This window comes from Pseudomonas sp. AK106 (assembly GCF_053903055.1).
In genome coordinates, this window is sequence record NZ_CP096426.1 from 4410233 (window position 1) to 4432384 (window position 22152).

At 62.0% G+C, this 22152-nt stretch carries 18 protein-coding genes; 5 read left to right on the forward strand and 13 right to left on the reverse strand.

Annotation, left to right across the window (positions count from 1 at the left end; all coding sequences use genetic code 11):
* Positions 1 to 3: 3 nt before the first annotated feature.
* The 3 genes from M1E04_RS19480 to prfB all read right to left on the reverse strand — a co-directional run bounded on the left by M1E04_RS19480 (position 4) and on the right by prfB (position 3558).
* A complete protein-coding gene (locus tag M1E04_RS19480; protein WP_456291888.1) occupies positions 4 to 735 on the reverse strand; it encodes a TetR/AcrR family transcriptional regulator in 732 nt (243 codons plus the stop codon).
* Positions 736 to 845: 110 nt separating this feature from the next.
* Complete coding sequence (gene lysS, locus M1E04_RS19485; RefSeq protein WP_065990265.1) at positions 846 to 2348, reverse strand: lysine--tRNA ligase; 1503 nt, start codon at positions 2346 to 2348, stop codon at positions 846 to 848.
* 114 nt (positions 2349 to 2462) lie between these two features.
* Positions 2463 to 3558, reverse strand: a protein-coding gene (gene prfB / locus M1E04_RS19490) for a peptide chain release factor 2 (RefSeq protein ID WP_108120905.1) whose coding sequence is annotated in 2 segments (ribosomal slippage) — positions 2463 to 3485 and positions 3487 to 3558 — 1095 coding nt in all. Because the reading frame shifts where the segments join, the coding sequence is not laid out codon by codon here.
* 439 nt (positions 3559 to 3997) lie between these two features.
* Between prfB and M1E04_RS19495 the strand changes: the two genes are divergently transcribed.
* Positions 3998 to 4732 (forward strand): hypothetical protein, encoded by a 735-nt coding sequence (locus M1E04_RS19495; protein WP_456291889.1) that lies wholly within the window; start codon positions 3998 to 4000, stop codon positions 4730 to 4732.
* 62 nt (positions 4733 to 4794) lie between these two features.
* Here M1E04_RS19495 and M1E04_RS19500 read toward each other — a convergent pair whose 3' ends face one another.
* The 8 genes from M1E04_RS19500 to M1E04_RS19535 all read right to left on the reverse strand — a co-directional run bounded on the left by M1E04_RS19500 (position 4795) and on the right by M1E04_RS19535 (position 14480).
* Positions 4795 to 5799: a response regulator gene (locus M1E04_RS19500; protein WP_065989920.1), complete on the reverse strand. Its 1005-nt coding sequence runs from the start codon at positions 5797 to 5799 to the stop codon at positions 4795 to 4797.
* Positions 5800 to 5844: 45 nt separating this feature from the next.
* A complete protein-coding gene (gene cheB / locus M1E04_RS19505; RefSeq protein WP_065989922.1) occupies positions 5845 to 6855 on the reverse strand; it encodes a chemotaxis response regulator protein-glutamate methylesterase in 1011 nt (336 codons plus the stop codon).
* Positions 6852 to 9188, reverse strand: coding sequence for a response regulator (locus tag M1E04_RS19510; protein WP_456291890.1), 2337 nt, complete (start codon positions 9186 to 9188; stop codon positions 6852 to 6854). The genes cheB and M1E04_RS19510 overlap by 4 nt, the downstream gene beginning before the upstream one ends.
* Positions 9185 to 9868: a chemotaxis protein CheW gene (locus tag M1E04_RS19515; protein WP_065989925.1), complete on the reverse strand. Its 684-nt coding sequence runs from the start codon at positions 9866 to 9868 to the stop codon at positions 9185 to 9187. The genes M1E04_RS19510 and M1E04_RS19515 overlap by 4 nt, the downstream gene beginning before the upstream one ends.
* Complete coding sequence (locus M1E04_RS19520; protein ID WP_456291891.1) at positions 9865 to 11211, reverse strand: CheR family methyltransferase; 1347 nt, start codon at positions 11209 to 11211, stop codon at positions 9865 to 9867. The genes M1E04_RS19515 and M1E04_RS19520 overlap by 4 nt, the downstream gene beginning before the upstream one ends.
* A complete protein-coding gene (locus tag M1E04_RS19525; protein WP_065989927.1) occupies positions 11208 to 11744 on the reverse strand; it encodes a chemotaxis protein CheW in 537 nt (178 codons plus the stop codon). Before M1E04_RS19525 ends, M1E04_RS19520 begins: the two co-directional genes overlap by 4 nt.
* 9 nt (positions 11745 to 11753) lie before the next feature.
* Positions 11754 to 13376: a methyl-accepting chemotaxis protein gene (locus M1E04_RS19530; RefSeq protein WP_192132247.1), complete on the reverse strand. Its 1623-nt coding sequence runs from the start codon at positions 13374 to 13376 to the stop codon at positions 11754 to 11756.
* A 345-nt stretch (positions 13377 to 13721) separates the two neighbouring features.
* A complete protein-coding gene (locus tag M1E04_RS19535) occupies positions 13722 to 14480 on the reverse strand; it encodes a tellurite resistance TerB family protein (RefSeq protein ID WP_065989930.1) in 759 nt (252 codons plus the stop codon).
* A gap of 256 nt (positions 14481 to 14736) precedes the next feature.
* Between M1E04_RS19535 and ydcS the strand changes: the two genes are divergently transcribed.
* The 4 genes from ydcS to M1E04_RS19555 all read left to right on the forward strand — a co-directional run bounded on the left by ydcS (position 14737) and on the right by M1E04_RS19555 (position 18786).
* Entirely contained in the window at positions 14737 to 15888 is a 1152-nt protein-coding gene (ydcS, locus tag M1E04_RS19540) for a putative ABC transporter substrate-binding protein YdcS (protein WP_456291892.1), read from the forward strand.
* 109 nt (positions 15889 to 15997) lie between these two features.
* Positions 15998 to 17035 carry an ABC transporter ATP-binding protein gene (locus tag M1E04_RS19545; RefSeq protein ID WP_456291893.1) on the forward strand — a complete coding sequence of 346 codons (1038 nt, stop codon included), beginning with the start codon at positions 15998 to 16000 and terminating at the stop codon, positions 17033 to 17035.
* Between the two features lies 1 nt (position 17036).
* A complete protein-coding gene (locus tag M1E04_RS19550; RefSeq protein ID WP_456291894.1) occupies positions 17037 to 17987 on the forward strand; it encodes an ABC transporter permease in 951 nt (316 codons plus the stop codon).
* Complete coding sequence (locus M1E04_RS19555; protein ID WP_192132255.1) at positions 17977 to 18786, forward strand: ABC transporter permease; 810 nt, start codon at positions 17977 to 17979, stop codon at positions 18784 to 18786. The genes M1E04_RS19550 and M1E04_RS19555 overlap by 11 nt, the downstream gene beginning before the upstream one ends.
* A gap of 206 nt (positions 18787 to 18992) precedes the next feature.
* Here the strand turns inward: M1E04_RS19555 and M1E04_RS19560 are convergent, their stop codons facing one another.
* The gene (locus M1E04_RS19560; RefSeq protein WP_192132257.1) at positions 18993 to 20099 is read right to left on the reverse strand and encodes an NADH:flavin oxidoreductase/NADH oxidase; all 1107 of its coding nucleotides are present in this window, start codon (positions 20097 to 20099) and stop codon (positions 18993 to 18995) included.
* 265 nt (positions 20100 to 20364) lie between these two features.
* Positions 20365 to 22074, reverse strand: a complete 1710-nt coding sequence (recJ, locus tag M1E04_RS19565) for a single-stranded-DNA-specific exonuclease RecJ (RefSeq protein ID WP_065989941.1) — start codon at positions 22072 to 22074, stop codon at positions 20365 to 20367.
* Positions 22075 to 22152 lie beyond the last annotated feature (78 nt).

A 22152-nucleotide genomic window follows, 5' to 3' on the forward strand; every position in this document is an offset into this window, starting at 1 on the left:
GTATCAGCCAGCCATCGGCTTGGCAGTGCCCAGTACCAGATGCATCTGGCGAGTAAGAATAGCGAGCATTTCTTCGTCTGCGCCGGGGCGGGGCCCGTTGAGCAGCCCCTGATATTCCATCCGGCAGATGAGCCCCGTCAACACTTGGGCATCCAGTTGCGGCTGAACCGAGCCCATGACTTCGAGAAACTGGGCGCTGCCCTGCAACAGGATCTGCTGGTGGGCGCTCACAAGTGGCGCCAGTCGCGGGTTGATCAGCGCTTCGAGATGAAAGGCGTGCTCGGCAATGAGCTGGTCACGACGGGTCAGCAGTTGATGGCGTACGTACTCCATGGTCATCCGCGCGATCTCATCGGCCAGCCGGGCGTGGGCTTCGGCGCTGCCGTCGTTACGGGCAACCATCTCGCGGAGCAGCGCCTCGGTGTTGGTCCACAGCTTGGCCATGTACGCCGCGCTGCGTTCAACGTATTGCGCGAAGGCATCGGTGAGCAGGTCATCGATGTCCTTGAAATAGTAAGTGGTGGCGGAGAGCGGCACTTGCGCTTCGGCAGCGACTGCGCGGTGACGCACGGCCCTAACGCCGTCACGAATGAGGATGCGCATGGCCGCATCGAGAATCTGTTGCCGACGCTGTTCACTTCCCTGTCGACTCGCCTTGCGGCCCTGGTACTGAACACTCTGTGCGACTGCCGTGGCCAGGCCAGCGGCTCCCTTTTGAGCGATCGTGCGGTTCACAACTGGATTTCCTTTTCATTGAGTAGCAGGCGCGGTGTCTGCAGGAGCGTGGCCTGCGTGACTTTACAGACAAAAAAAAGCCGCCCTGCGCAGGCGGCTTGTTTTGACGCTTAGGCTTGCGGCCGCATGTGCGGGAACAGGATGACGTCTCGTATGGACGGCGAGTTGGTCAGCAGCATGACCAGACGGTCGATGCCGATGCCCTCGCCCGCTGTCGGCGGCATGCCGTATTCCAGCGCCCGGACGAAGTCTGCGTCGTAGTGCATGGCTTCATCATCGCCCGCGTCCTTGTCCGCCACCTGGGCCATGAAGCGCTCGGCCTGGTCTTCCGCGTCGTTCAACTCGGAATAGGCGTTGGCGATTTCACGGCCGCCAATGAACAGCTCGAAGCGGTCGGTGACGTTGGGGTTGTCATCGTTGCGACGGGCCAGAGGCGACACTTCGAACGGGTACTGGGTGATGAAGTGCGGCTGCTCCAGCTTGTGCTCGACCAGCTCTTCGAAAATCATCACCTGCAGCTTGCCCAGACCTTCGAAACCCAGCACCTTGGCGCCGGCTTTCTTGGCGATGGCGCGGGCCTTGTCGATGTCGTTCAGGTCATCGGCGGTCAGCTCGGGGTTGTACTTGAGGATCGAGTCGAACACCGACAGACGCGCAAACGGCTCGCCGAAGTGGAACACCTTGTCGCCGTACGGCACGTCGGTGCTACCGAGCACCAGTTGGGCCAGCTCGCGGAACAGCTCCTCGGTCAGGTCCATGTTGTCTTCGTAGTCCGCGTACGCCTGATAGAACTCAAGCATCGTGAACTCGGGGTTGTGACGGGTCGAGACGCCTTCGTTACGGAAGTTGCGATTGATCTCGAACACCTTCTCGAACCCGCCAACCACCAGACGCTTGAGGTACAGCTCCGGCGCGATGCGCAGGAACATTTCCAGGTCCAGCGCGTTGTGGTGCGTCTCGAACGGCTTGGCGGCAGCGCCACCCGGAATGGTCTGCAGCATCGGCGTTTCGACTTCGAGGAAGTCGCGCTGCATCAGGAAGCTGCGGATGTGGGCGATGACTTTCGAGCGAACGCGGAAGGTTTCACGCACGTCATCATTGACGATCAGGTCGACGTAACGCTGGCGATAACGCTGCTCGGTATCGACCAGGCCATGGTGCTTGTCGGGCAGCGGACGCAGGGACTTGGTCAGCAGGCGCACGTTGGTCATTTCGACGTACAGGTCGCCCTTGCCGGAACGGGCCAGGGTGCCTTCGGCTGCGATGATGTCGCCCATGTCCCAGGTTTTCACCGAGGCCAGGGTTTCTTCCGGCAGGGTCTTGCGGTTGACATAGACCTGGATGCGACCGGTCATGTCCTGAATCACCATGAACGAGCCACGGTTGAGCATGATGCGCCCGGCAACCTTGACCGGAATCGCCGCTTCAGCCAGCTCTTCCTTGGTCTTGTCCGCGTACTGTTTCTGCAGGTCGTTGCAGTAGTTTTCGCGACGGAAGTCGTTCGGGAAGGCATTGCCCTTGGCGCGCTCGGCCGCAAGTTTTTCCTTGCGCAGGGCGATCAGGCTGTTTTCTTCCTGTTGCTGGGCTTGCGGGTCGAGTTGTTGGTCGCTCATGTCTTGATTATCCATCACAGGTTCGTGGCCCTTCGTCTGGCCGGGAAGCGCGACGAAGGATCGCGGGCGGCGACGTCATGATGACGCGCCCGACCCGCAACAGTGGTGTGGCGATTACAGGCCCTGTTTGAGGCTCGCGATCAGGTATTCGTCGATGTCGCCATCGAGCACCTTGTCGCAATCGCTGCGTTCGACGCTGGTGCGCAGGTCTTTGATGCGCGAGGCATCGAGTACGTACGAACGGATCTGGTGACCCCAGCCGATATCCGACTTGGTGTCTTCCAGCGCTTGCGAGGCCGCGTTGCGCTTCTGCACTTCCTGCTCGTACAAGCGCGCCCGCAGCATCTTCATCGCGGTGTCTTTGTTGGCATGCTGGGAACGTTCGTTCTGGCAGCTGACCACGGTGTTGGTCGGCACGTGGGTAATCCGGACCGCCGAGTCAGTGGTGTTGACGTGCTGACCACCGGCGCCCGAGGAGCGGTAGGTGTCGATGCGCAGGTCAGACGGGTTGATGTCGATTTCGATGTTGTCATCGATTTCCGGCGACACGAACACGGCCGAGAACGAGGTGTGACGGCGGTTGCCGGAATCGAACGGGCTCTTGCGGACCAGACGGTGGACGCCGATTTCGGTGCGCAGCCAGCCGAATGCGTACTCGCCCTTGATGTGCACCGTGGCGCCTTTGATACCGGCGACTTCACCGGCCGACAGCTCCATGATGGTCGCGTCGAAGCCGCGCTTGTCGGCCCAGCGCAGGTACATGCGCAACAGGATGTTCGCCCAGTCCTGGGCTTCGGTGCCGCCGGAACCGGCCTGGATGTCCAGATAGGCGTTGTTCTGGTCCATCTCGCCGCTGAACATGCGACGGAATTCCAGTTTTTCCAGCGCCTCACGCAGGCGCTCGACTTCAGCGGCAACGTCGTCGACGGCGGCCTGGTCTTCTTCTTCGGCGGACATCAGCAACAGGTCCTTGGCGTCCACCAGGCCGGTGCTCATTTCGTCGAGGGTGTCGACGATCTGCGCCAGCAGCGAACGCTCGCGGCCCAGTTCCTGGGCGTACGACGGGTTGTTCCAGACGTTTGGATCTTCGAGCTCGCGGTTAACTTCGGTCAGACGATCATGTTTGTGATCGTAGTCAAAGATACCCCCGAATGGTTTCGGAGCGCTCGGACAGGTCCTTGATGCTGTTTAGGATCGGGTTGATTTCCATGGTAGGCAGCACTCGCAGGCGATTTTCACAAAGCCGGCGAGTATATCGCAGTCATGGAGGCAGGGCACGCCTGAGCGTCCGGAATGACAGCAATTAGCGCTGCCCCTTATCGGGTAATGGCCGACGGGGCGCAATCGCGAATGGCTATTCGGGGTATGGCGCTGGTGAACCCGCACGGCAGTCCGTTGCGCGCATAAATGCCACCTCATACACCCGTTTTCGATGGCGGGGCGTATCTATAACCATCGGGAACCAGAGCGACGTGGTTCACGAACGAACGCTAAGTATCTGGGAAACCTTTAATGCCGTTGTCCATTAATTGCTTAGACCCAATGGCGATAACATCAACATCCAATCAATATTTAAACCCGCTGGAAGCCTCAACCTGAAAGGCTATGATCATCAAGACCAATCTCTCCACAACAACGAGTCACCAAACATGAAAAGTCATTATCCCGCCCCTAGCGTTACAGGCGTCACTGACGGCATTTTGGATTTGGTAGAAACCGATCTACCGATTATCGAAGTTAATTACCCAACCCTCGACAAGGCGCACTCAGTAAGCGTCATGTGGGAAATCTACGGCAAGGAGCAGCATTGGATATACTGCTGCGAGCTTCAACAACAATCACCGGGCGAAGACTCGCACTTCCAAAGGACGCCACGGCATTATTATTCCAACACGCTGTCACGCATGGGCTTGATTAAAGTCTGGTACAGCGTATCCATCGAAAATGGACCATCTGTTGATTCGGAGCCATTGGAATTCGAAGCTACCTCCGCTGGTTCAGGGCCTCCTCCAATTGGAAGCGTCGGGAGCATCGCGGTGCGAGAGACAATAAAACAACACGAAGGCCTGTATCCTACGATTGTTAATGTGGAAGTGAGAACATCCGCTCTCGGTGAGGGGGCCCACATCTTTGCCAAATGGGAAAACATGACAGCTCAGCCAGCAAGAGTAACGTGGAGCAACTCAACCAGCGAACTTTTATGGGAGCTAGCCCCTCTTACTTCAGACTCTCGGCTGGCAGAGTTCCTGCTCCCCATTAGCGAGATTAACAAGTGCGACGGAAGCCACGGCTACTTGACGCTCCATAATTCATTGGGCTCTGCAGTTTACTCGATTCGACTCTGCGTAAATACTAGCTGTGATCCCGACCCCACCAAACCTTGAAACCCTTCATACCGGTTCAATCAAGAGTGGCTCGCCCACACTCTTGATCAATAATAAGTCGTTTACCCCACCGCCACCTGATTGCGACCATTGTGCTTAGCCGCATACAGCCCCTGATCCGCACTTTGAATCAACTGGCGACTGTGGCTGCCCACTTGCGGGACGACAGTGGCCAGACCAATGCTGACCGTCAGGCTGGAGCCCTGGGTCGGGGCGACGTGGGGGATGTTCATGCCGGCGATGGTCTGACGCAGTTTTTCAGCCAGCAAACGCGCGCCGCCCGGGGAGGTGCTGGGCAGTACCAGCGCAAATTCTTCGCCACCGTAACGCGCCGGCAGGTCGGAAGGACGGCTGGAGTTGGCGCGGATGGCTTTGGCGACCTGACGCAATGCCTCGTCACCTTCGAGATGGCCGAAGGCATCGTTGTAAGCCTTGAAGTAGTCGACGTCGATCATCAAGAGCGAGATCTGGGTTTGCTCCCGGGTGGAACGGCGCCATTCCAGTTCCAGGTACTCGTCGAAGTGGCGGCGATTGGACAGGCCGGTCAAACCGTCGGAGTTCATCAGCCGTTGCAGCACCAGGTTGGTGTCGAGCAGCTGTTGCTGACTGACCCGCAACGCACGATAGGCTTCGTCGCGCTGCAGCAGCGTCATGTAGGAGCGCGAGTGGTAGCGAATGCGCGCGACCAGTTCAATGTTGTCGGGCAGTTTGACCAGGTAATCATTGGCCCCGGCGGCAAAGGCGGCACTCTTGATCAGCGGGTCTTCCTTGGTCGAGAGCACAATGATCGGAATGTCACGGGTCTTCGGATTGGCGCGGTACTCGCGCACCAGGGTCAGGCCGTCCAGGCCGGGCATGACCAGGTCCTGAAGAATCACGGTCGGCTTGATGAGGATCGCTTGGGCTATCGCCTGATGCGGGTCTGCGCAGAAATGGAAGTCGATGTTGTCTTCGTGCGCCAGCCCGCGGCGGACAGCCTCGCCGATCATGGCCTGATCGTCGACCAGCAGCACCATCGCAGCGTTTTCATCCGTGGCGTTCAGATCGTCCAGTTGCAAATCATGCATGCGGGGTCTCCTGGTCACAGGCGGGCTGTGAAATCACCTGGAAATTCATTGGGTGAATACCTCCTTCAAGCGAGGTGCGATCGAGTCCAGTGAGCGAATTTCCATGGCGGCGTCGATCGCCGCAGCCGCTTTAGGCATGCCGTACACCGCACAGCTTTCCTGATTCTGGGCGATGGTGAGAAAGCCCCGCTGACGCATCAGCTTGAGTCCCTGCGCACCATCACGGCCCATGCCGGTCAACAAAACACCCACTGCGTCACCATTCCAATAGCTGGCCACACTTTCGAAAAACACGTCGATGGAGGGCCTGTAAATTTCGTTAACCGGCTCTGCGGTGTACGCCAGCGTGCCGTTCCTGAGCAGACGAATATGGTGGTTGGTGCCCGCCAGCAGCACCGTGCCCACTTGCGGCGGCTCGCCATCGCGCGCCAGCCTGACCTCAAGCCCCGAAGAGCCGCTCAGCCATTGCGCCATCCCTTCGGCGAATACCTGATCCACGTGCTGCACCAGCACGATGGCGGCCGGAAAGTCATTCGGCAGCGCCTTGAGCAGTATTTCCAGCGCGGCGGGCCCGCCAGCCGATGAGCCGATCGCGATCAACCGCTGACGCTGTGCCGACTCGCGCAGCGGGGGCGGCACGGGGCGCACCCGCGTGTCCCGCTCGCCAATGAGCCAGCCTATATTAAGTATCTTGCGCAACAAAGGCGCGGCGGCATCCCTGGGGTTGCCGGCCCCCAGCGCAGGCGTGTCGACCACGTCCAGCGCGCCATGGCCCATGGCTTCGAACACCCGATGCACATTCTGCTCGCGATCCACGGTGACGATGACGATGGCACACGGCGTCGCCGCCATAATACGTCGAGTCGCCTCCACGCCGTCCATCACCGGCATGATCAGGTCCATCAGTATCAGATCGGGCTTTTGCTGGACGCAACGCTCGACAGCCTCGGCGCCGTTACTGGCCACCCAGACAATCTGGTGCGCCGGCTCGAAAGCCAGCGCGCGACGCAGCGCCTCCACCGCCATGGGCATGTCGTTGACGATGGCGATCTTCATCCCTGCGCATCTCCTATCAACTCAACGACCGCATCGAGCAACGCGTCGTCGTGGAAACTGGCCTTGGCCAGATAGTAATCGGCGCCGGCGTCCAGGCCGCGACGGCGATCTTCTTCACGGTCCTTGTACGACACCACCATCACCGGCAGCGATTGCAGGCGGCTGTCGCGACGCACCAGCGTCACCAGCTCGATGCCGTCCATGCGCGGCATGTCGATGTCGGTGATGAGGAGGTCGAAATCCTCACCGCGCAGGGCGTTCCAGCCGTCCATGCCGTCCACGGCCACCGCCACTTCATAGCCACGACTGAGCAACAGTTTGCGTTCCAGTTCGCGCACGGTCAGGGAGTCATCGACCACCAGCACGCGCTTGCGCACCCGTGCGTCAGCCTGACGACTGCGCCGGTCGATGCGTTCCAGGCGTCCGGTATTGAGCAGTTTCTCCACCGAACGCAGCATGTCTTCAACGTCGATGATCAGCACCGCCGAGCCGTCGTCGAGCAACGCGCCGGCGGAGATGTCCTGAACCTTGCCCAGGCGCGGATCCAGCGGCAACACCACCAGGGTGCGTTCGCCGATGAAATGCTCCACGGCAACCCCATACACCGCATCGCGCTCGCGAATCACCACCACTTTGAGCACGTCTTCACTGTGCTGGCTGGCCGGACGGTTGAGCAGCTGAGTGGCGGCTACCAGCCCGACGTGGCGCTCTTCATGCCAGAAATGCTGACGCCCTTCCAGCTGTACGATTTCGTCGGCGCGCACGTCACGCATGCGCTCGATGTGCGCCAGCGGAAAGGCATACGCTTCGCCGCCGACGTCCACCACCAGACTGCGCACCACCGACAAGGTCAGCGGCACTTCGAGATGGAAACGGCTGCCCTTCCCCGCGCGCTGGTCCAGTTCGACGCCGCCACGCAGCTGCCGGACCATGTGCTGAACCGCATCCAGACCGACGCCTCGACCGGACACTTCAGTGACCTTGTCGCGCATGCTGAACCCGGGCAGGAACAGGAAGCTCAGCAGTTCCTCCTCGCTCAACTGCGCAGCGGTTTCGGCGGGCGAGAGTTTGCGATCGATGATGCTTTGGCGCAGACGCTCAAGATCCACCCCGGCGCCGTCGTCGATCAGCTCGACCACCAGCAAACCGGCCTGGTGAGAGGCCTTCAGCTTAATCAGCCCCTCGGCTGGCTTACCGATGGCGACGCGCTGCTCGGGCAGCTCGATGCCATGGTCGACGGCGTTGCGCAGCAAGTGGGTCAATGGCGCTTCAAGTTTTTCCAGCACGTCGCGATCGACCTGAGTCTTTTCGCCGTCGATCTCAAGCCGCACCTGCTTGCCCAGCGAGCGGCCCAGATCACGGACCATGCGCGCCTGCCCCGCCAGCACGTCGGCAAACGGTCGCATGCGGCAGGCCAGCGCCGTGTCGTAGAGCAGTTGCGCGCGTTGCGAGGCCTGCCAGCCGAACTCGTCGAGGTCCGCCGTTTGTTGAATCAGCAAATGCTGCGCTTCGCCGAGCAGCCGCCGCGCTTCGTCCAGCGCCTTCTGCGCGTCGGGATCGGTGTTGGCGCCGAGCAAGGCTTCGAGACTGTCCAGCGCTCGGGTCGCACCGGTCTGGGTGCGTTTGACCCGTTGCATCGCGGCCAGATACGGCTTCAGCCGTTGGGTCTCGACCAGCGACTTGCTCGACAGGTCCAGCAGGTTGTTCAAGCGTTCGGCGGTGACGCGCAGGACCCGTTCGCCGGTCTCGACCACACGTCGTTCACCGGGACCCTCCGCTTTGAACGCAGGGTCCGGAACGGGTTCGACAGTGGAAGCTGCCAGCTCTTCAGCCGCCGAATCCTGCGCCGACTGAAGCGAGGTGACCAGCGACTGCGCGTTGGCCAGCAGGATGTCTTCGAGGGAAGGCGGCGCGGTCGGCACCAGCATGGCTTTCATCGCCGGATCGTCGCTGACCATGTTGTTCATCAGCGCCACATAGCCGTCGACATCTGCCTGAGGCACGGTGGCGCCAGGCGTGGCGATGCGCATCAGCAAATCGGTGCCCATCAGCAGAGCGTCGATGTGCTCGGGCAGCAGGTGCAATCGCCCTTCCTGGGCACTGACCAGGCAATCTTCCATGACGTGGGAAACGCTGACGCCGGCGTTGACCCCGACAATACGCGCCGCGCCTTTCAGCGAATGGGCCGCGCGCATGCACGCTTCCAGTTGATCGGCCTGGGTCGGATTGCGCTCAAGGGCCAACAGGCCTGCGCTCAACACGTGGGTCTGCGCTTCCGCCTCCAGGGTGAAGAGTTCGAACAGCGACGCATCGCGCATTTGATCGGGCGTCATGTCAGGCTCCGGTTCACAGCCGACAACAGGTGGTCTTCATCGAGCAGGCGCAAGCTGCGGTTTTTCCATTGCACGACGCCTCGGGTGAAGCGCGCGTTGCTGTTCTGCGTCGACGCCGAGGCACTGTCCAGCAGACGCGCCTCAATGGCATGAATGCCGTCGACTTCGTCCACTGGCACCACCACCGGACCGCCGTCTGCCGAAACGATCAGCATGCGCGGCAATGTTCGGGCGTCACCCACCGGCGCGACTGAAGGGTCCAGCCCGAGCAGTTCGACGAACGACAGGCACGCCACCAGGGCGCCGCGCACATTGGCAACCCCCAGCAAGGCGCGGGAACGCTGGTGCGGAAGGGAATGAATGGCTTGCACCGGCGACACTTCCACCAGACACCGGGTCGGCAGACCGAGCCACTCTTCGCCCAGACGAAACACCACGGTCGAGCGGGTTTCGACGTCGACGGCCAGCGCATCGGTGTGCATCGACACGCGCTGCTCCTGCGCCAGCGAATAGCGGTCGAGCAAGCGCGTGGCTGCGGCCGAGTAGACGGAGCAGTTACGGCAATGAATATGATCGGCAAGCAGCGGACAGGAGCGGTCGCCATGGATGCCAATGCGGTTCCAGCAGTCGTCGATCGCCTCGGCGTCGTCGCTGACCAGCTCTGTGTGTACGCGACTCATCCACTGTGTCCTTCTTTAGTGACACCCCGTGCCGCGCGCTCCTGCAGCCGCCGGGCCCCTGCGCTGTCGCCCTGGGCGGCGAGGAGCGCGGCCAGTTGCGCCAGGGTTTCCGGATGCTGTGGTTGCAGATACAACGCCTTGCGATAAAACCCTTGTGCCGCGCTCGTCTCCCCCGCCACTTCGCTGAGCAGGCCCAGCCAGTAAAACACCGGCGCCACGGGGTCGAAGCGCTTGAGGTACTGCTCGCACGCCACCTTCGCCTCGCCACTGCGGCCTTCGTTGGCAAGGACGGCGATGCTGCGCAGCAACTCGGCTGCTTCGCCGCTGCCAGCGCCCGGCGCCGCAGGCTTGATGTCCGGTCTGAGCGCAGCCCTGCGTTCTTCAGCCAGCGCAGGATCACCCAACAACCTCGGCGCAAAGGCCTGGGGTTTAAGGGTGCCGCGCGACGGGGCCGAGCGAGCAGACGTTGAGTAAGCAGGCAAAGCATCGTTTCGCGACGGCGGCATGGCTGGGGCAGTCAGCCCGCCGTGGGGTTCGGAAACGGCCTCGTCACGCCGACGAAAGGCAAAGGATTGGGGAATGCCGATCGACACCATGCCCATGCGCCCGAGCAGGCTGCCCTCGGCGGGGCCGATAAACAGCACGCCGTCGTCGCGGGTCATGCGTTTGAGCGCCTCGAAGCCCTGACGCTGAGTCTCGACGTCGAAGTAGATCAGCAGGTTGCGGCAGAACACGAAATCGTAGGCCGACTGCGCCACCGGCATGGCGGGATCGAGCAGGTTGCCGGACTGAAAGCGGACCTGATCACGTACGCGCATCTCCAGACGATAGCCCTCTTCGGCCGCGTTGAAGAAACGCTCCCGAAAACCCAGTTGATCCCCGCGAAAGGAGTTCTTGCCATACACGCCCTGGCGCGCGCGCTGGATCGAAAGCGGGCTGATGTCCACCGCCTCGACGCTGAACTGCGGGCCTCGCAAACCGGCGTCGAACAGCGCCATGGCGATGGAATAAGGCTCCTCGCCGGTGGAGCACGGCAGGCTGAGAATCCGCAGCGGACGCACGCCATTGAGCTGCGCCAGTCGGGCATTGGCCAGCTTGCCGAGGGTGACGAAGGATTCCGGGTAACGGAAAAACCACGTTTCGGGGACGATCACCGCTTCGATCAGCGCCTGTTGCTCGTCCGCCGAAACCAGCAGCGTCTGCCAGTAATCGTCGTGGTCCCGCGCCTTGGACAGCGTGCAGCGCTGACGCACGGCGCGCTCAATGATCGCCTCGCCCACCGACGCGACGTCCAGCCCGATGCGGTCCTTTAGAAAAGCGAAGAAACGCGCATCGCTGCTCATGGCGTGGCCTCGAAGGCATCCAGGCTCATGGGCTGTTCGGGAAACAACAGTTCGCGCACAGCGTCGCTGAGCAAGTCTTCCACGCGTATCCACTGCAGCAGGCCGTGTTCGTCTTCGCGCACCGGCCCCAGATACGGCGCTTGGGCGTTGTCCAGGCCGTAGGCTTTGAATTCATGGGGCGAGCAGCGCAGCGTGTCGGTTGCCTGTTCGAGGATCAACCCCAGCTCACGCGGGGGACGATCGCCGCCGAGGCGATAGTGCACCAGCACCAGCCGCGTGCTGGTGCGCAGCTGGGACGGATGGCCGAAGGTCAGCGCGCTGAGGTCGATGACAGGGACGATTGCACCCCGGTGGGCGAATACACCGGCGACCCAGTGCGGCGCTTGCGCGATGGGCTTGAGCACCAGCCGTGGCAGCACTTCGGCGACTTCTGTCGCTTGCAGCGCATAACGTTCCGCACCGATACGGAACAGCAGAAACAGCTTGCTCTTCGGCAATACCGCAGCGCTGCGCTTGGCTGAATGCTCGATCATGGGCCTGACTCAGACCTTGAAACGCGAAACGCCGCTACGCAGCCCCACCGCCACCTGGCTCAGCTCATCAATGGCAAAGCTGGCCTGACGCAGGGATTCAACGGTCTGGCTGCTGGCGTCACCCAACTGCACCAGCGCCTGGTTGATCTGTTCGGCGCCGGTGGCCTGGGCCTGCATGCCTTCGTTGACCATCAAGACACGCGGCGCGAGGGCCTGCACCTGATGAATTATCTGCGAAAGCTGCTCGCCGACCTGAGTCACTTCGTACATGCCGCGACGCACTTCTTCGGAGAATTTGTCCATGCCCATGACGCCCGCCGACACCGCCGACTGGATCTCCCGAACCATCTGCTCGATGTCGTAGGTGGCCACGGCGGTCTGGTCGGCCAGGCGCCGGACCTCGGTCGCCACCACGGCGAAACCACGGCCATATTCGCCGGCTTTTTCGGCTTCGATGGCGGCGTTGAGCGACAGCAGGTTGGTCTGGTCGGCGACTTTGACGATGGTCACCACCACCTGATTGATGTTGCCGGCCTTCTCATTGAGGATCGCCAGCTTGGAGTTGACCAGATCGGCCGCGCCCATGACCGAGTGCATGGTTTCTTCCATGCGCGCCAGGCCTTGCTGGCCGGAGCCCGCCAGGATCGAAGCCTGGTCCGCCGCCGAGGTCACTTCGGTCATGGTGCGCACCAGATCCCGGGATGTTGCGGCAATTTCCCGCGACGTCGCGCCGATTTCCGTGGTGGTCGCAGCGGTCTCGGTGGCCGTGGCTTGTTGCTGTTTGGAGGTCGCGGCGATCTCGGTCACCGAGGTGGTCACCTGAATCGACGAGCGCTGGGCCTGGGACACCAGTGCGGCGAGCTCGGCGACCATGTCGTTAAAGCCGGTTTGCACCGATCCGAACTCATCGTTGCGGTCCAGTGCCAGCCGCGTGCTCAGGTCGCCAGTGCGCATGATGTCGAGGATCTGCACGATGCGGTTCATCGGCGCCAGAATTGCGCGCATCAGCAACAGGCCGCACGCAGCTGCTGCCAGCAGAGCGATGATCAGCGAGATGCCGAGGGTGATCTTGGCGCTGGAAACTGCGGCCTGGATGGCGTCGGACGCCTTGTCGGCGACCACCTTGTTCTTGGCGCCGAGTGCATTGAGTTCCTTGCGACCCTCAAACCATGCGGGCGTGAGTTGCTCGGCAAACATCCGTTGGGACAGCGCATAGTTATCGCCCTGATAGGCCGCTAGCACACCGTTGAGCACTAGCTGATAGCGCTCGCGCAACTGCAGAAACTGGGCGAAGTCATTGCGATCGGATTCGTCGAAGATGCTTTTCTGGTAATTGACGATCTGCGCCTGCAGGCGGTCTTCGAAGTCTTTGTACTGGTCTTCTTCAGCGCTGGTGAGGTCGCGTCCGGCGCCCTCACTGAGTAAATGCTGAGTGGCTACGTAGCTTTCAACCCAGGCGCCGCGCACGGTGCTGCTGTAAAAAACGCCGGGCAGCGCGTCCAGCCGTACGGCATCGCCACTGCTCTCGATCACCAACAAGCGATTGAATGCCGCAACCACCATCAACAGCATGATGGCGATGATGACAGCGAAGCTCGCCAAAATCCGTTGACGCAACGTCCAGTTCTTCACAGTCAGCCCTCAAGGGTTCAACGCCGGCATGACCGGGTTCAAGAAGCGGACCGACAGACGGTCCAAAGCGAGCGGGAGTATAGCCTAGTGCCTTACCGACACTTGGGGTGTTTCTGACGAGGAAAACGCCATAACACACAGCCATATCGGAAATGTCTTACACGCTATCGGCTCGATGTGGCGTTGCTTGATGGTACGAATGCGCCGCGGGCGGATGTCTGGGCGGGACTTCTGTAGCGAGGAATAAGAATGCGGGTCAGGCCCCAGTGATTGTGGGGCCTGACCCAACAGGTTTGCGGCTATTGGCCGTCGTATCCGTGCCGGATCGCAGGGCGGAATGACGGTTTACGGCTGGGCCTGACGCACCTGCTGCTCAAGCTCGGTCTTCAACGCCGGATCGAGTTTCAGTTGCTTGGCGAGTTCGTCCAGGTAAGCGCGCTCCATGAAGTGCTCTTCGTCGACCATCATTACGCTGGCCAGGTACATCTCGGCAGCGATTTCCGGGGTTTGCGCCGCACGGGCGACATCGACAGGGTCCAGTGGTTTGTTCAGCTCGGCATGGAGCCACTGCTGCAGTTCATTGTCGCCGGTGATGCGGGTGAACTCGCCTTCGATGAGTTCGCGTTCACGGTCGTCGACGTGGCCGTCAGCCTTGGCCGCGGCCACCAGCGCCCGCAGGATGGCCTCGCTGTGCTGTTCAACCTGGGCCGGTGGCACGCGGTCAACGGTTTGCGGCTCAACCGGTTGCGCCACCCCCTGACTCGCCTGCCAGTTGCCATAGGCCTTGTACGCCAGCACGCCCAACGCTGCGAGCCCGCCGTAGGTCAGCGCTTTGCCGCCCATTTTGCGTGCGCCTTTGTTGCCCATCAGCAAGCCCATCGCGCCCGCCGCCAACGCACCGCCGCCAGCACCGGAGAGCAGCCCGCCAAGGCTGCCGCCCAGCTTGCCTCCCAGACCGCTGCCGCCGACCTTGCCAAGCAGATCGCCAAGCCCGCCCTGCCCGTTTTGCCCGCTTTTGCCGCTCTTGTCGTGAGCGCCGGCCTTGTTTTGCAGCAGGTCCTGACCGGATTTCAACAATTGATCAAGTAAACCGCGCGTGTTCATGACTTCACCTTCAGAAATGGGGACAGACGATTCGACCCGCAGGTTAAGGCGAAGGCACCGACGCACGTCGGGCGGGTTTGCTTCTGAATGTTGCGGCGACTGAGCGTCCAGAGTCAGGACGGGTTTTCACTCAATCGCATCCGCCTGCAGGAATGGGCTCGGTATTTGCTGCGTGAAGTTTGTCGGGGATCGAACGGGGCACTACGCTCTGCACCACCGATCTCTGCCCAAACCACCACCATGAGGCAAACCCACCATGTCCGTGCACAAGACCGCGATTCTGAGCGCCGTGATTACCGCACTATTCACCAGCGGCGCGGTGCAGGCCGCTGAAGCACTCACGGCGGTGGGCGATGGCGAGGGGCAGCTGGATATCGTGGCGTGGCCGGGTTACATCGAGCGAGGCGAAAGCGACAAGGCCTACGACTGGGTGACCGGCTTCGAGCAGGAGACCGGCTGCAAGGTCAACGTCAAGACCGCTGCAACCTCCGACGAGATGGTCAGCCTGATGACCAAGGGCGGCTATGACCTGGTCACTGCGTCGGGCGACGCGTCGTTGCGGCTGATCGCCGGCAAGCGCGTGCAGCCCATCGACCCCACGCTGATCCCGAACTGGAAAACCCTCGACCCGCGCCTGAAAGATGGTCCGTGGTACACGGTTGAAAACAAAACGTACGGCACGCCGTACCAGTGGGGCCCGAACGTGCTGATGTACAGCACCAACGTGTTCAAGACGCCGCCGGTGAGCTGGAGCGTGGTGTTCGAGCCGCAGGATTTGCCCGATGGCAAGCCGAACAAGGGCCGGGTCCAGGCCTACGACGGGCCGATCTACATCGCCGACGCCGCGCTGTATTTAAAGACGGCCAAGCCGGAACTGAACATCGTCGATCCCTATCAGCTCACCGAGATCCAGTACAAGGCCGTGCTCGATCTGCTACGCGCCCAGCAGCCGCTGGTTCATCGCTACTGGCATGACGCGACGGTGCAGATGAGCGACGTGAAAAACGAAGGCGTGGCGGCGTCGAGTTCGTGGGGCTACATGGTCAACGGGCTGGTTGCCGAGAAACAGCCCGTGGCCTCGACCATCCCCCAGGAAGGCGCCACCGGCTGGGCCGACACGACGATGTTGCACGCCGAAGCCAAACACCCGAACTGTGCCTACAAATGGATGAACTGGTCGCTGCAACCGAAAGTTCAGGGTGACGTTGCCGCCTGGTTCGGCTCCCTGCCGGTGGTGCCGGACGCCTGCAAGGGCAACGCACTGCTCGGCGCCGAGGGCTGCGAAACCAACGGATTTGACCTGTTCGAGAAAATCGCCTTCTGGAAAACCCCACAAGCTGAGGGCGGCAAGTACGTGCCGTACAGCCGCTGGACGCAGGATTACATTGCGATCATGGGTGGGCGTTAAACGCCTGCATCGCCCGCCCCTACAAGGACCGTGTTCACCCAGATGCATCCAGCCCCGTTGCTGTGACGGCAGGGGCTGTCCATCGACTTGATTTCCGGAATCAAACGCCATGACCCACGCTGTCCAGTTCACCCAGGTCTCGCGGCTGTTCGGCGAGGTGAAAGCCGTGGACCGGGTGTCCATCGACATCCAGGAAGGCGAGTTCTTTTCCATGCTCGGCCCTTCGGGTTCCGGCAAAACCACCTGCCTGCGCCTGATCGCAGGCTTCGAGCAACCCAGCGCCGGCTCGATCCGCATTCATGGTCAGGAGGCCGCCGGCCTGCCGCCCTACCAGCGCGACGTCAACACCGTGTTTCAGGACTACGCGCTGTTCCCTCACATGAACGTGCGGGACAACGTCGCCTACGGCCTGAAAGTAAAAGGCGTCGGCAAGGCCGAACGGATCAAGCGCGCCGACGAGGCACTGAACATGGTCGCCCTTGATGGCTACGGCGCACGCAAACCCGCGCAACTGTCCGGCGGCCAGCGCCAGCGTGTAGCCCTGGCGCGGGCACTGGTCAATCGCCCGCGGGTGTTGCTGCTCGACGAACCCCTCGGCGCCCTCGACCTGAAGCTGCGCGAACAGATGCAAAGCGAACTGAAGAAACTGCAGCGCCAACTGGGCATCACGTTCATTTTCGTCACCCACGACCAGACTGAAGCGCTGTCGATGTCGGACCGGGTCGCGGTGTTCAACAAGGGCCGCATCGAGCAGGTCGATGCGCCACGCAATCTTTACATGAAACCGGCGACGACCTTCGTGGCAGAGTTCGTGGGCACCTCCAACGTCGTGCGTGGTGAACTGGCGCAGATCTTGAGCGGCAATCCGGGCGCGTTTTCGATTCGACCGGAGCACATTCGTTTCGCCGAGGGCGTCGGGGCGAGCCACGAGGTTCAGGTCAGCGGCGTGCTGCACGACATTCAATACCAGGGCAGTGCCACCCGCTACGAGGTCAGACTGGACAACGGCCAGACGCTCACGGTCAGCCAGGCCAACGATCAGTGGCTGGACGCCGGCGCGCATCATCGACCGGGGCAACCCGTCACCGTTCGCTGGGCGCGGGAAGCGATGATTACGTTGCATGACACGCCGGTTGAGGCGCAGTGAGATGGGTCAGACCTTCACAGGCCCGGCACCGACGCAACGGCCATCGCCACTCCGGCGCTTTTCCAACTTGCTGTATCGACGCCCGAATCTGTGCCTGTCGCTGCTGCTGATCCCGCCGCTGCTGTGGTTCGGCGCGATTTACCTCGGCTCGCTGCTGGGCCTGTTGTGGCAGGGCTTCTATACCTTCGACGACTTCAGCATGACTGTGACGCCGGACCTGACCCTGGCGAACTTCGGCGCGCTGTTCAACCCGGCCAATTTCGACGTCATCCGGCGCACCCTGGTCATGGCGGTTGCAGTGTCCATCGCCAGCGCCATCGTCGCCTTCCCCATCGCCTATTACATGGCGCGCTACACCACCGGCAAAACCAAGGCGTTCTTCTACATTGCGGTGATGATGCCCATGTGGGCCAGCTACATCGTCAAGGCCTACGCATGGACGCTGCTGCTGGCCAAGGGCGGCGTGGCGCAATGGTTCGTGCAGCATCTGGGGCTGGCGCCGGTGTTGCAGTGGCTGTTGAGCGTGCCCGGCATTGGTGGCAGCACATTGTCGACCTCGCACCTTGGGCGTTTCATGGTGTTCGTCTACATCTGGCTGCCGTTCATGATCCTGCCGATTCAGGCCTCCCTCGAACGCCTGCCGCCCTCTTTGCTGCACGCCTCCGCCGACCTCGGTGCCACGCCGCGGCAAACGTTCATGCAGGTGATTCTGCCGCTGTCGGTGCCAGGGATTGCGGCGGGCTCGATCTTCACGTTTTCGCTGACGCTGGGGGATTTCATCGTGCCGCAGCTGATCGGCCCGCCGGGCTACTTCATTGGCAGCATGGTCTACGCGCAGCAAGGCGCCATCGGCAACATGCCCATGGCCGCGGCGTTCACGCTGGTGCCAATCGTGCTGATCGCGGTTTATCTGGCTATTGTCAAACGACTGGGGGCTTTCGATGCACTCTGAAAGAGCGTCGTGGGGCCTGAAGATCGCCGCCTGGGGCGGGCTGGTATTCCTGCACTTTCCGATCCTGATCATCTTCGTCTACGCCTTCAACACCGAAGACGCCGCCTTCAGCTTCCCGCCGAAGGGTTTCACCCTGAAGTGGATCGGCGTGGCGTTCGCGCGGCCCGACGTCCTGGAGTCGATCAAGCTGTCGCTGCAAATCGCCTGCATTGCCACACTGATCGCCCTGGTGATCGGCACGCTAGCCTCGGCGGCGCTGTACAGGCGGGACTTCTTCGGCAAGGACGGGATTTCACTGATGCTGATTCTGCCCATCGCCCTGCCCGGCATCATCACCGGGCTGGCCTTGTTGTCAGCGTTCAAGACCCTGGGGATCGAGCCAGGGATGTTCACCATCATTGTCGGCCACGCGACCTTCTGCGTGGTGATCGTCTACAACAACGTCATCGCCCGCCTGCGCCGCACCTCCCACAGCCTGATCGAAGCGTCGATGGACCTCGGTGCCGACGGCTGGCAGACCTTCCGCTACATCATCATGCCTAACCTTGGCTCGGCGCTATTAGCTGGCGGCATGCTGGCGTTTGCCCTGTCGTTCGACGAAATCATTGTCACCACCTTCACCGCCGGGCACGAACGCACCCTGCCCATCTGGCTGCTCAACCAACTCAGCCGCCCGCGCGACGTGCCGGTGACCAACGTCGTGGCGATGCTCGTGATGATGGTGACCCTGCTGCCGATCCTCGGCGCGTATTACCTGACTCGGGGCGGGGAAAGCGTGGCGGGGAGTGGGGGGAAGTGAAGGGCTATCTTCATTCCGGAGGCCGACGCAGGACAAATGTGGGAGCGAGCTTGCTCGCGAAGAGGTCGGTACATTCGCCAAATCTTCAGCGGCTGGAATACCGTCTTCGCGAGCAAGCTCACTCCCACATGAATCTTCTCCAATAGAACCAGCATCACAGAGCCAGAGATGCTGGAGCAGTGCAGATCAGCTATTCAGCGGTGTGATCAATCCCGCAAATCCGACTCATGAATCGGCTGATCGCGGTGCGTTGCTCGCTGGTATTGCGCAGGCCATGTGGCCTGGCGTCCACCGAGCGCCTCGTCGGCTTGCAGCGGCCAGTACGGATCGCGCAGCAGTTCGCGGGCGAGGAAAATCAGGTCTGCCTGGCCGGTACGCAGAATGGTGTCGGCCTGGGTGGGTTCGGTGATCATGCCGACGGTGCCGGTGGCAATGCCGGACTCGTTGCGCACGCGAGCGGCGAACTCGGTTTGATAGCCCGGGCCCACGGGGATCTCGGCTTTCGCCGCAGTGCCGCCGGAGGACACGTCAACAAGATCAACGTCCAACTCTTTCAAGCGCTTTGCCAGCTCAACGGTTTCGTCCGCAGTCCAGCCGCCTTCCACCCAGTCGGTGGCCGAGACGCGCACGAACAACGGCAGGCCTGCAGGCCAGACGTCGCGCACGGCTTTGGTGATTTCAAGCGTCAGACGAATGCGGTTTTCGAACGAGCCACCGTATTGATCCTGACGCTGGTTGCTCAGCGGCGACAGGAACTGATGCAGCAGATAACCGTGGGCAGCGTGAATTTCGACGACTTCGAAACCTGCGGTCAAGGCACGTTTGGCGGCGTCGACGAACGCCTTGATCACGTCCTGAATCTGGGCTTCATCCAGCGGGGTGGGCACGGTGTAGGTCGGGTCGAATGGGATCTTCGAGGGCCCCCAGGTCGCCCAGCCACCCTGGTCGGCAGGGATGGCGCCACTCTGGCTCACCCATGGCCGCCATGTACTGGCCTTGCGTCCGGCATGGGACAGCTGAATGCCGGCAACCACGCCCTGTGCTTTGATGAATCGAGTGATGCGTTGCAGCGGCTCGATGTGCTCGTCGTTCCAGATGCCGAGGTCTTCCGGCGTAATGCGCCCATCCTGGGTCACCGCCGCCGCTTCAGTGAAAATCAGCCCTGCGCCGCCGACCGCGCGGCTGCCCAGATGGACCAAATGCCAGTCATTGGCCAGGCCGTCGGCGCAGCAGTACTGACACATTGGCGAAACCACGATGCGATTGCGCAGTGTCAGTTCGCGAAGGGTATAGGGTTCAAGCAGCAGGCTCATGGGGGACCTCTCAGATCGTGTGGCAGGTTCCTTACGTGCGAACCTTGAGCCTAGTCGACAACCCGAGCGAAGTGAGGGTTCAGTCATTTCCCGGCTGAAGCCGGTCCTACCGAGACACCGCGTACGTCCGTAGGACTGGCTTTAGCCGGGAAGGCGTCAGCAGGCACACCGCGAGATTGAGGGTGCCCACGCAGGCCCACTCCCGGCTAAAGCCGGTCCTACTAGCGCGTACACTCGTAGGTTGGCTTTAGCCGAACCCAATGAATCAACGCGGTGAAAGATGAACCACCATCAGTTGCACGGTTTCGTTGCCGCGAAATTCGTTCAGGTCCAGCTTGTAGGCCAGCTCGACCCAGCGCACAGTCGGGTTGGGCCATACGTCGCGGTCGACGCTGAAGGCGATGCCGTCAAGCTTCACGCTGCCGCACTCGGTCTTGAGTACCATCTTCAGATGGCGCTCGCCGACCACCCGCTGCTCCACCAGCTGGAACACGCCATGGAACAACGGTTCGGGAAAGTGCTGCCCCCACGGGCCGGCATTGCGCAGGGCACGGGCCAGTTCCAGATGAAATTCTTCCACCGCCAAGGTGCCGTCGGACAACAGCCGGCCGGTCAGGTCTTCTTCCTTGAGCTGGCGGCGAACCTCGGTGTCGAAGGCCTCGGCGAATGCCGGGAAGTTGCCTTCCGGCAGCGACAGCCCGGCCGCCATCGCGTGGCCGCCGAACTTGCTGATCAGCTCGGGATGTTTCGCCGCCACGGCGTCCAGTGCGTCGCGGATGTGAAAGCCGGGTACCGAACGCGCCGACCCCTTCAGCACACCCTCGCCGGCGCTGGCGAACGCAATGGTCGGGCGGTGATAACGCTCTTTCAGGCGCGAAGCCAGAATGCCGATCACGCCCTGGTGCCACTCGGGTTCGAACAGGCACAGCCCAAACGGCATCGACTCCAGCGGCAGGTCCTTGAGCTGGGCGAGCGCCTCGCGCTGCATGCCCTGCTCGATGGATTTGCGGTCCTGATTGAGCTCGTCCAGACGCACCGCCATTTCCCGCGCCTCGGTCTCGTCATCACACAGCAGGCATTCGATGCCCAGGCTCATGTCATCCAGACGCCCGGCCGCATTCAGGCGCGGGCCGATGATGAACCCCAGATCGGTGGAGGTGATGCGCGACGCCTCGCGACGGGCGACCTCCAGAATGGCGCGCAAACCCGGACGTGCACGCCCGGCGCGGATGCGCATCAGCCCCTGGTGCACCAGAATCCGGTTGTTGGCATCCAGCGGCACCACGTCAGCGACGCTGCCCAGCGCCACCAGATCCAGCAATTCGCCCAGATTGGGTTGAGCGCGGCCCTCGAACCAGCCGATGTCCCGCAGTCGCGCGCGCAAGGCCATCAACACATAAAAAATGACGCCGACACCGGCCAGCGACTTGCTCGGGAAGGTGCAGCCGGGCTGGTTCGGGTTAACGATGGCATCAGCCGCCGGCAATTCGTGGCCGGGCAAGTGGTGATCGGTGACCAACACCTGCAAGCCCGCCGCTTTCGCTGCCGCAACGCCTTCGACGCTGGAAATGCCGTTGTCCACGGTCATCAGCAAATCGGGCTGACGTTCAAGGGCGACCTGGACGATTTCAGGTGTCAGGCCGTAACCGAATTCGAAACGGTTCGGCACCAGGTAGTCCACGTGCGCGGCACCGAGCAAGCGCAGGCCCATCACGCCGACGGTGCTGGCCGTCGCGCCGTCGGCATCGAAGTCGCCCACGATGAGAATGCGATGGCGCTGCTGCAACGCCGTCACCAGCAGCTCGACGGCGGCGTCGATGCCCTTGAGCTGTTGATACGGAATCAATCGGGCAAGGCCCTTGTCGAGTTCTGCCTCCGAGGCGACACCGCGGGCCGCGTACAGCCGGGTGAGCAAGGGTGGCAGGTCGCCAAGAAAAGGCAGGGTGTCAGGTAACTCGCGTGGTTCGATGCGCATTCAGGTTCCGCTGGGATTCTCGTTGGGACTGGCAGGAGGCAGCGATGACGTCGCGATGGCTTGGCAACAGCATCGCGA

Bases quoted from the DNA above. Each gene is read 5' to 3' on its own strand.
- M1E04_RS19535 (WP_065989930.1), bottom strand. From the start codon at position 14,480: ATGAACACGCGCGGTTTACTTGATCAATTGTTGAAATCCGGTCAGGAC.
- M1E04_RS19545 (WP_456291893.1), top strand. From the start codon at position 15,998: ATGACCCACGCTGTCCAGTTCACCCAGGTCTCGCGGCTGTTCGGCGAG.
- M1E04_RS19520 (WP_456291891.1), bottom strand. From the start codon at position 11,211: ATGAGCAGCGATGCGCGTTTCTTCGCTTTTCTAAAGGACCGCATCGGG.
- M1E04_RS19510 (WP_456291890.1), bottom strand. From the start codon at position 9,188: ATGACGCCCGATCAAATGCGCGATGCGTCGCTGTTCGAACTCTTCACC.
- recJ (WP_065989941.1), bottom strand. From the start codon at position 22,074: ATGCGCATCGAACCACGCGAGTTACCTGACACCCTGCCTTTTCTTGGC.
- cheB (WP_065989922.1), bottom strand. From the start codon at position 6,855: ATGAAGATCGCCATCGTCAACGACATGCCCATGGCGGTGGAGGCGCTG.
- M1E04_RS19525 (WP_065989927.1), bottom strand. From the start codon at position 11,744: ATGATCGAGCATTCAGCCAAGCGCAGCGCTGCGGTATTGCCGAAGAGC.
- M1E04_RS19495 (WP_456291889.1), top strand. From the start codon at position 3,998: ATGAAAAGTCATTATCCCGCCCCTAGCGTTACAGGCGTCACTGACGGC.
- M1E04_RS19550 (WP_456291894.1), top strand. From the start codon at position 17,037: ATGGGTCAGACCTTCACAGGCCCGGCACCGACGCAACGGCCATCGCCA.
- M1E04_RS19500 (WP_065989920.1), bottom strand. From the start codon at position 5,799: ATGCATGATTTGCAACTGGACGATCTGAACGCCACGGATGAAAACGCT.
- ydcS (WP_456291892.1), top strand. From the start codon at position 14,737: ATGTCCGTGCACAAGACCGCGATTCTGAGCGCCGTGATTACCGCACTA.
- lysS (WP_065990265.1), bottom strand. From the start codon at position 2,348: ATGAGCGACCAACAACTCGACCCGCAAGCCCAGCAACAGGAAGAAAAC.
- M1E04_RS19555 (WP_192132255.1), top strand. From the start codon at position 17,977: ATGCACTCTGAAAGAGCGTCGTGGGGCCTGAAGATCGCCGCCTGGGGC.
- M1E04_RS19560 (WP_192132257.1), bottom strand. From the start codon at position 20,099: ATGAGCCTGCTGCTTGAACCCTATACCCTTCGCGAACTGACACTGCGC.
- M1E04_RS19515 (WP_065989925.1), bottom strand. From the start codon at position 9,868: ATGAGTCGCGTACACACAGAGCTGGTCAGCGACGACGCCGAGGCGATC.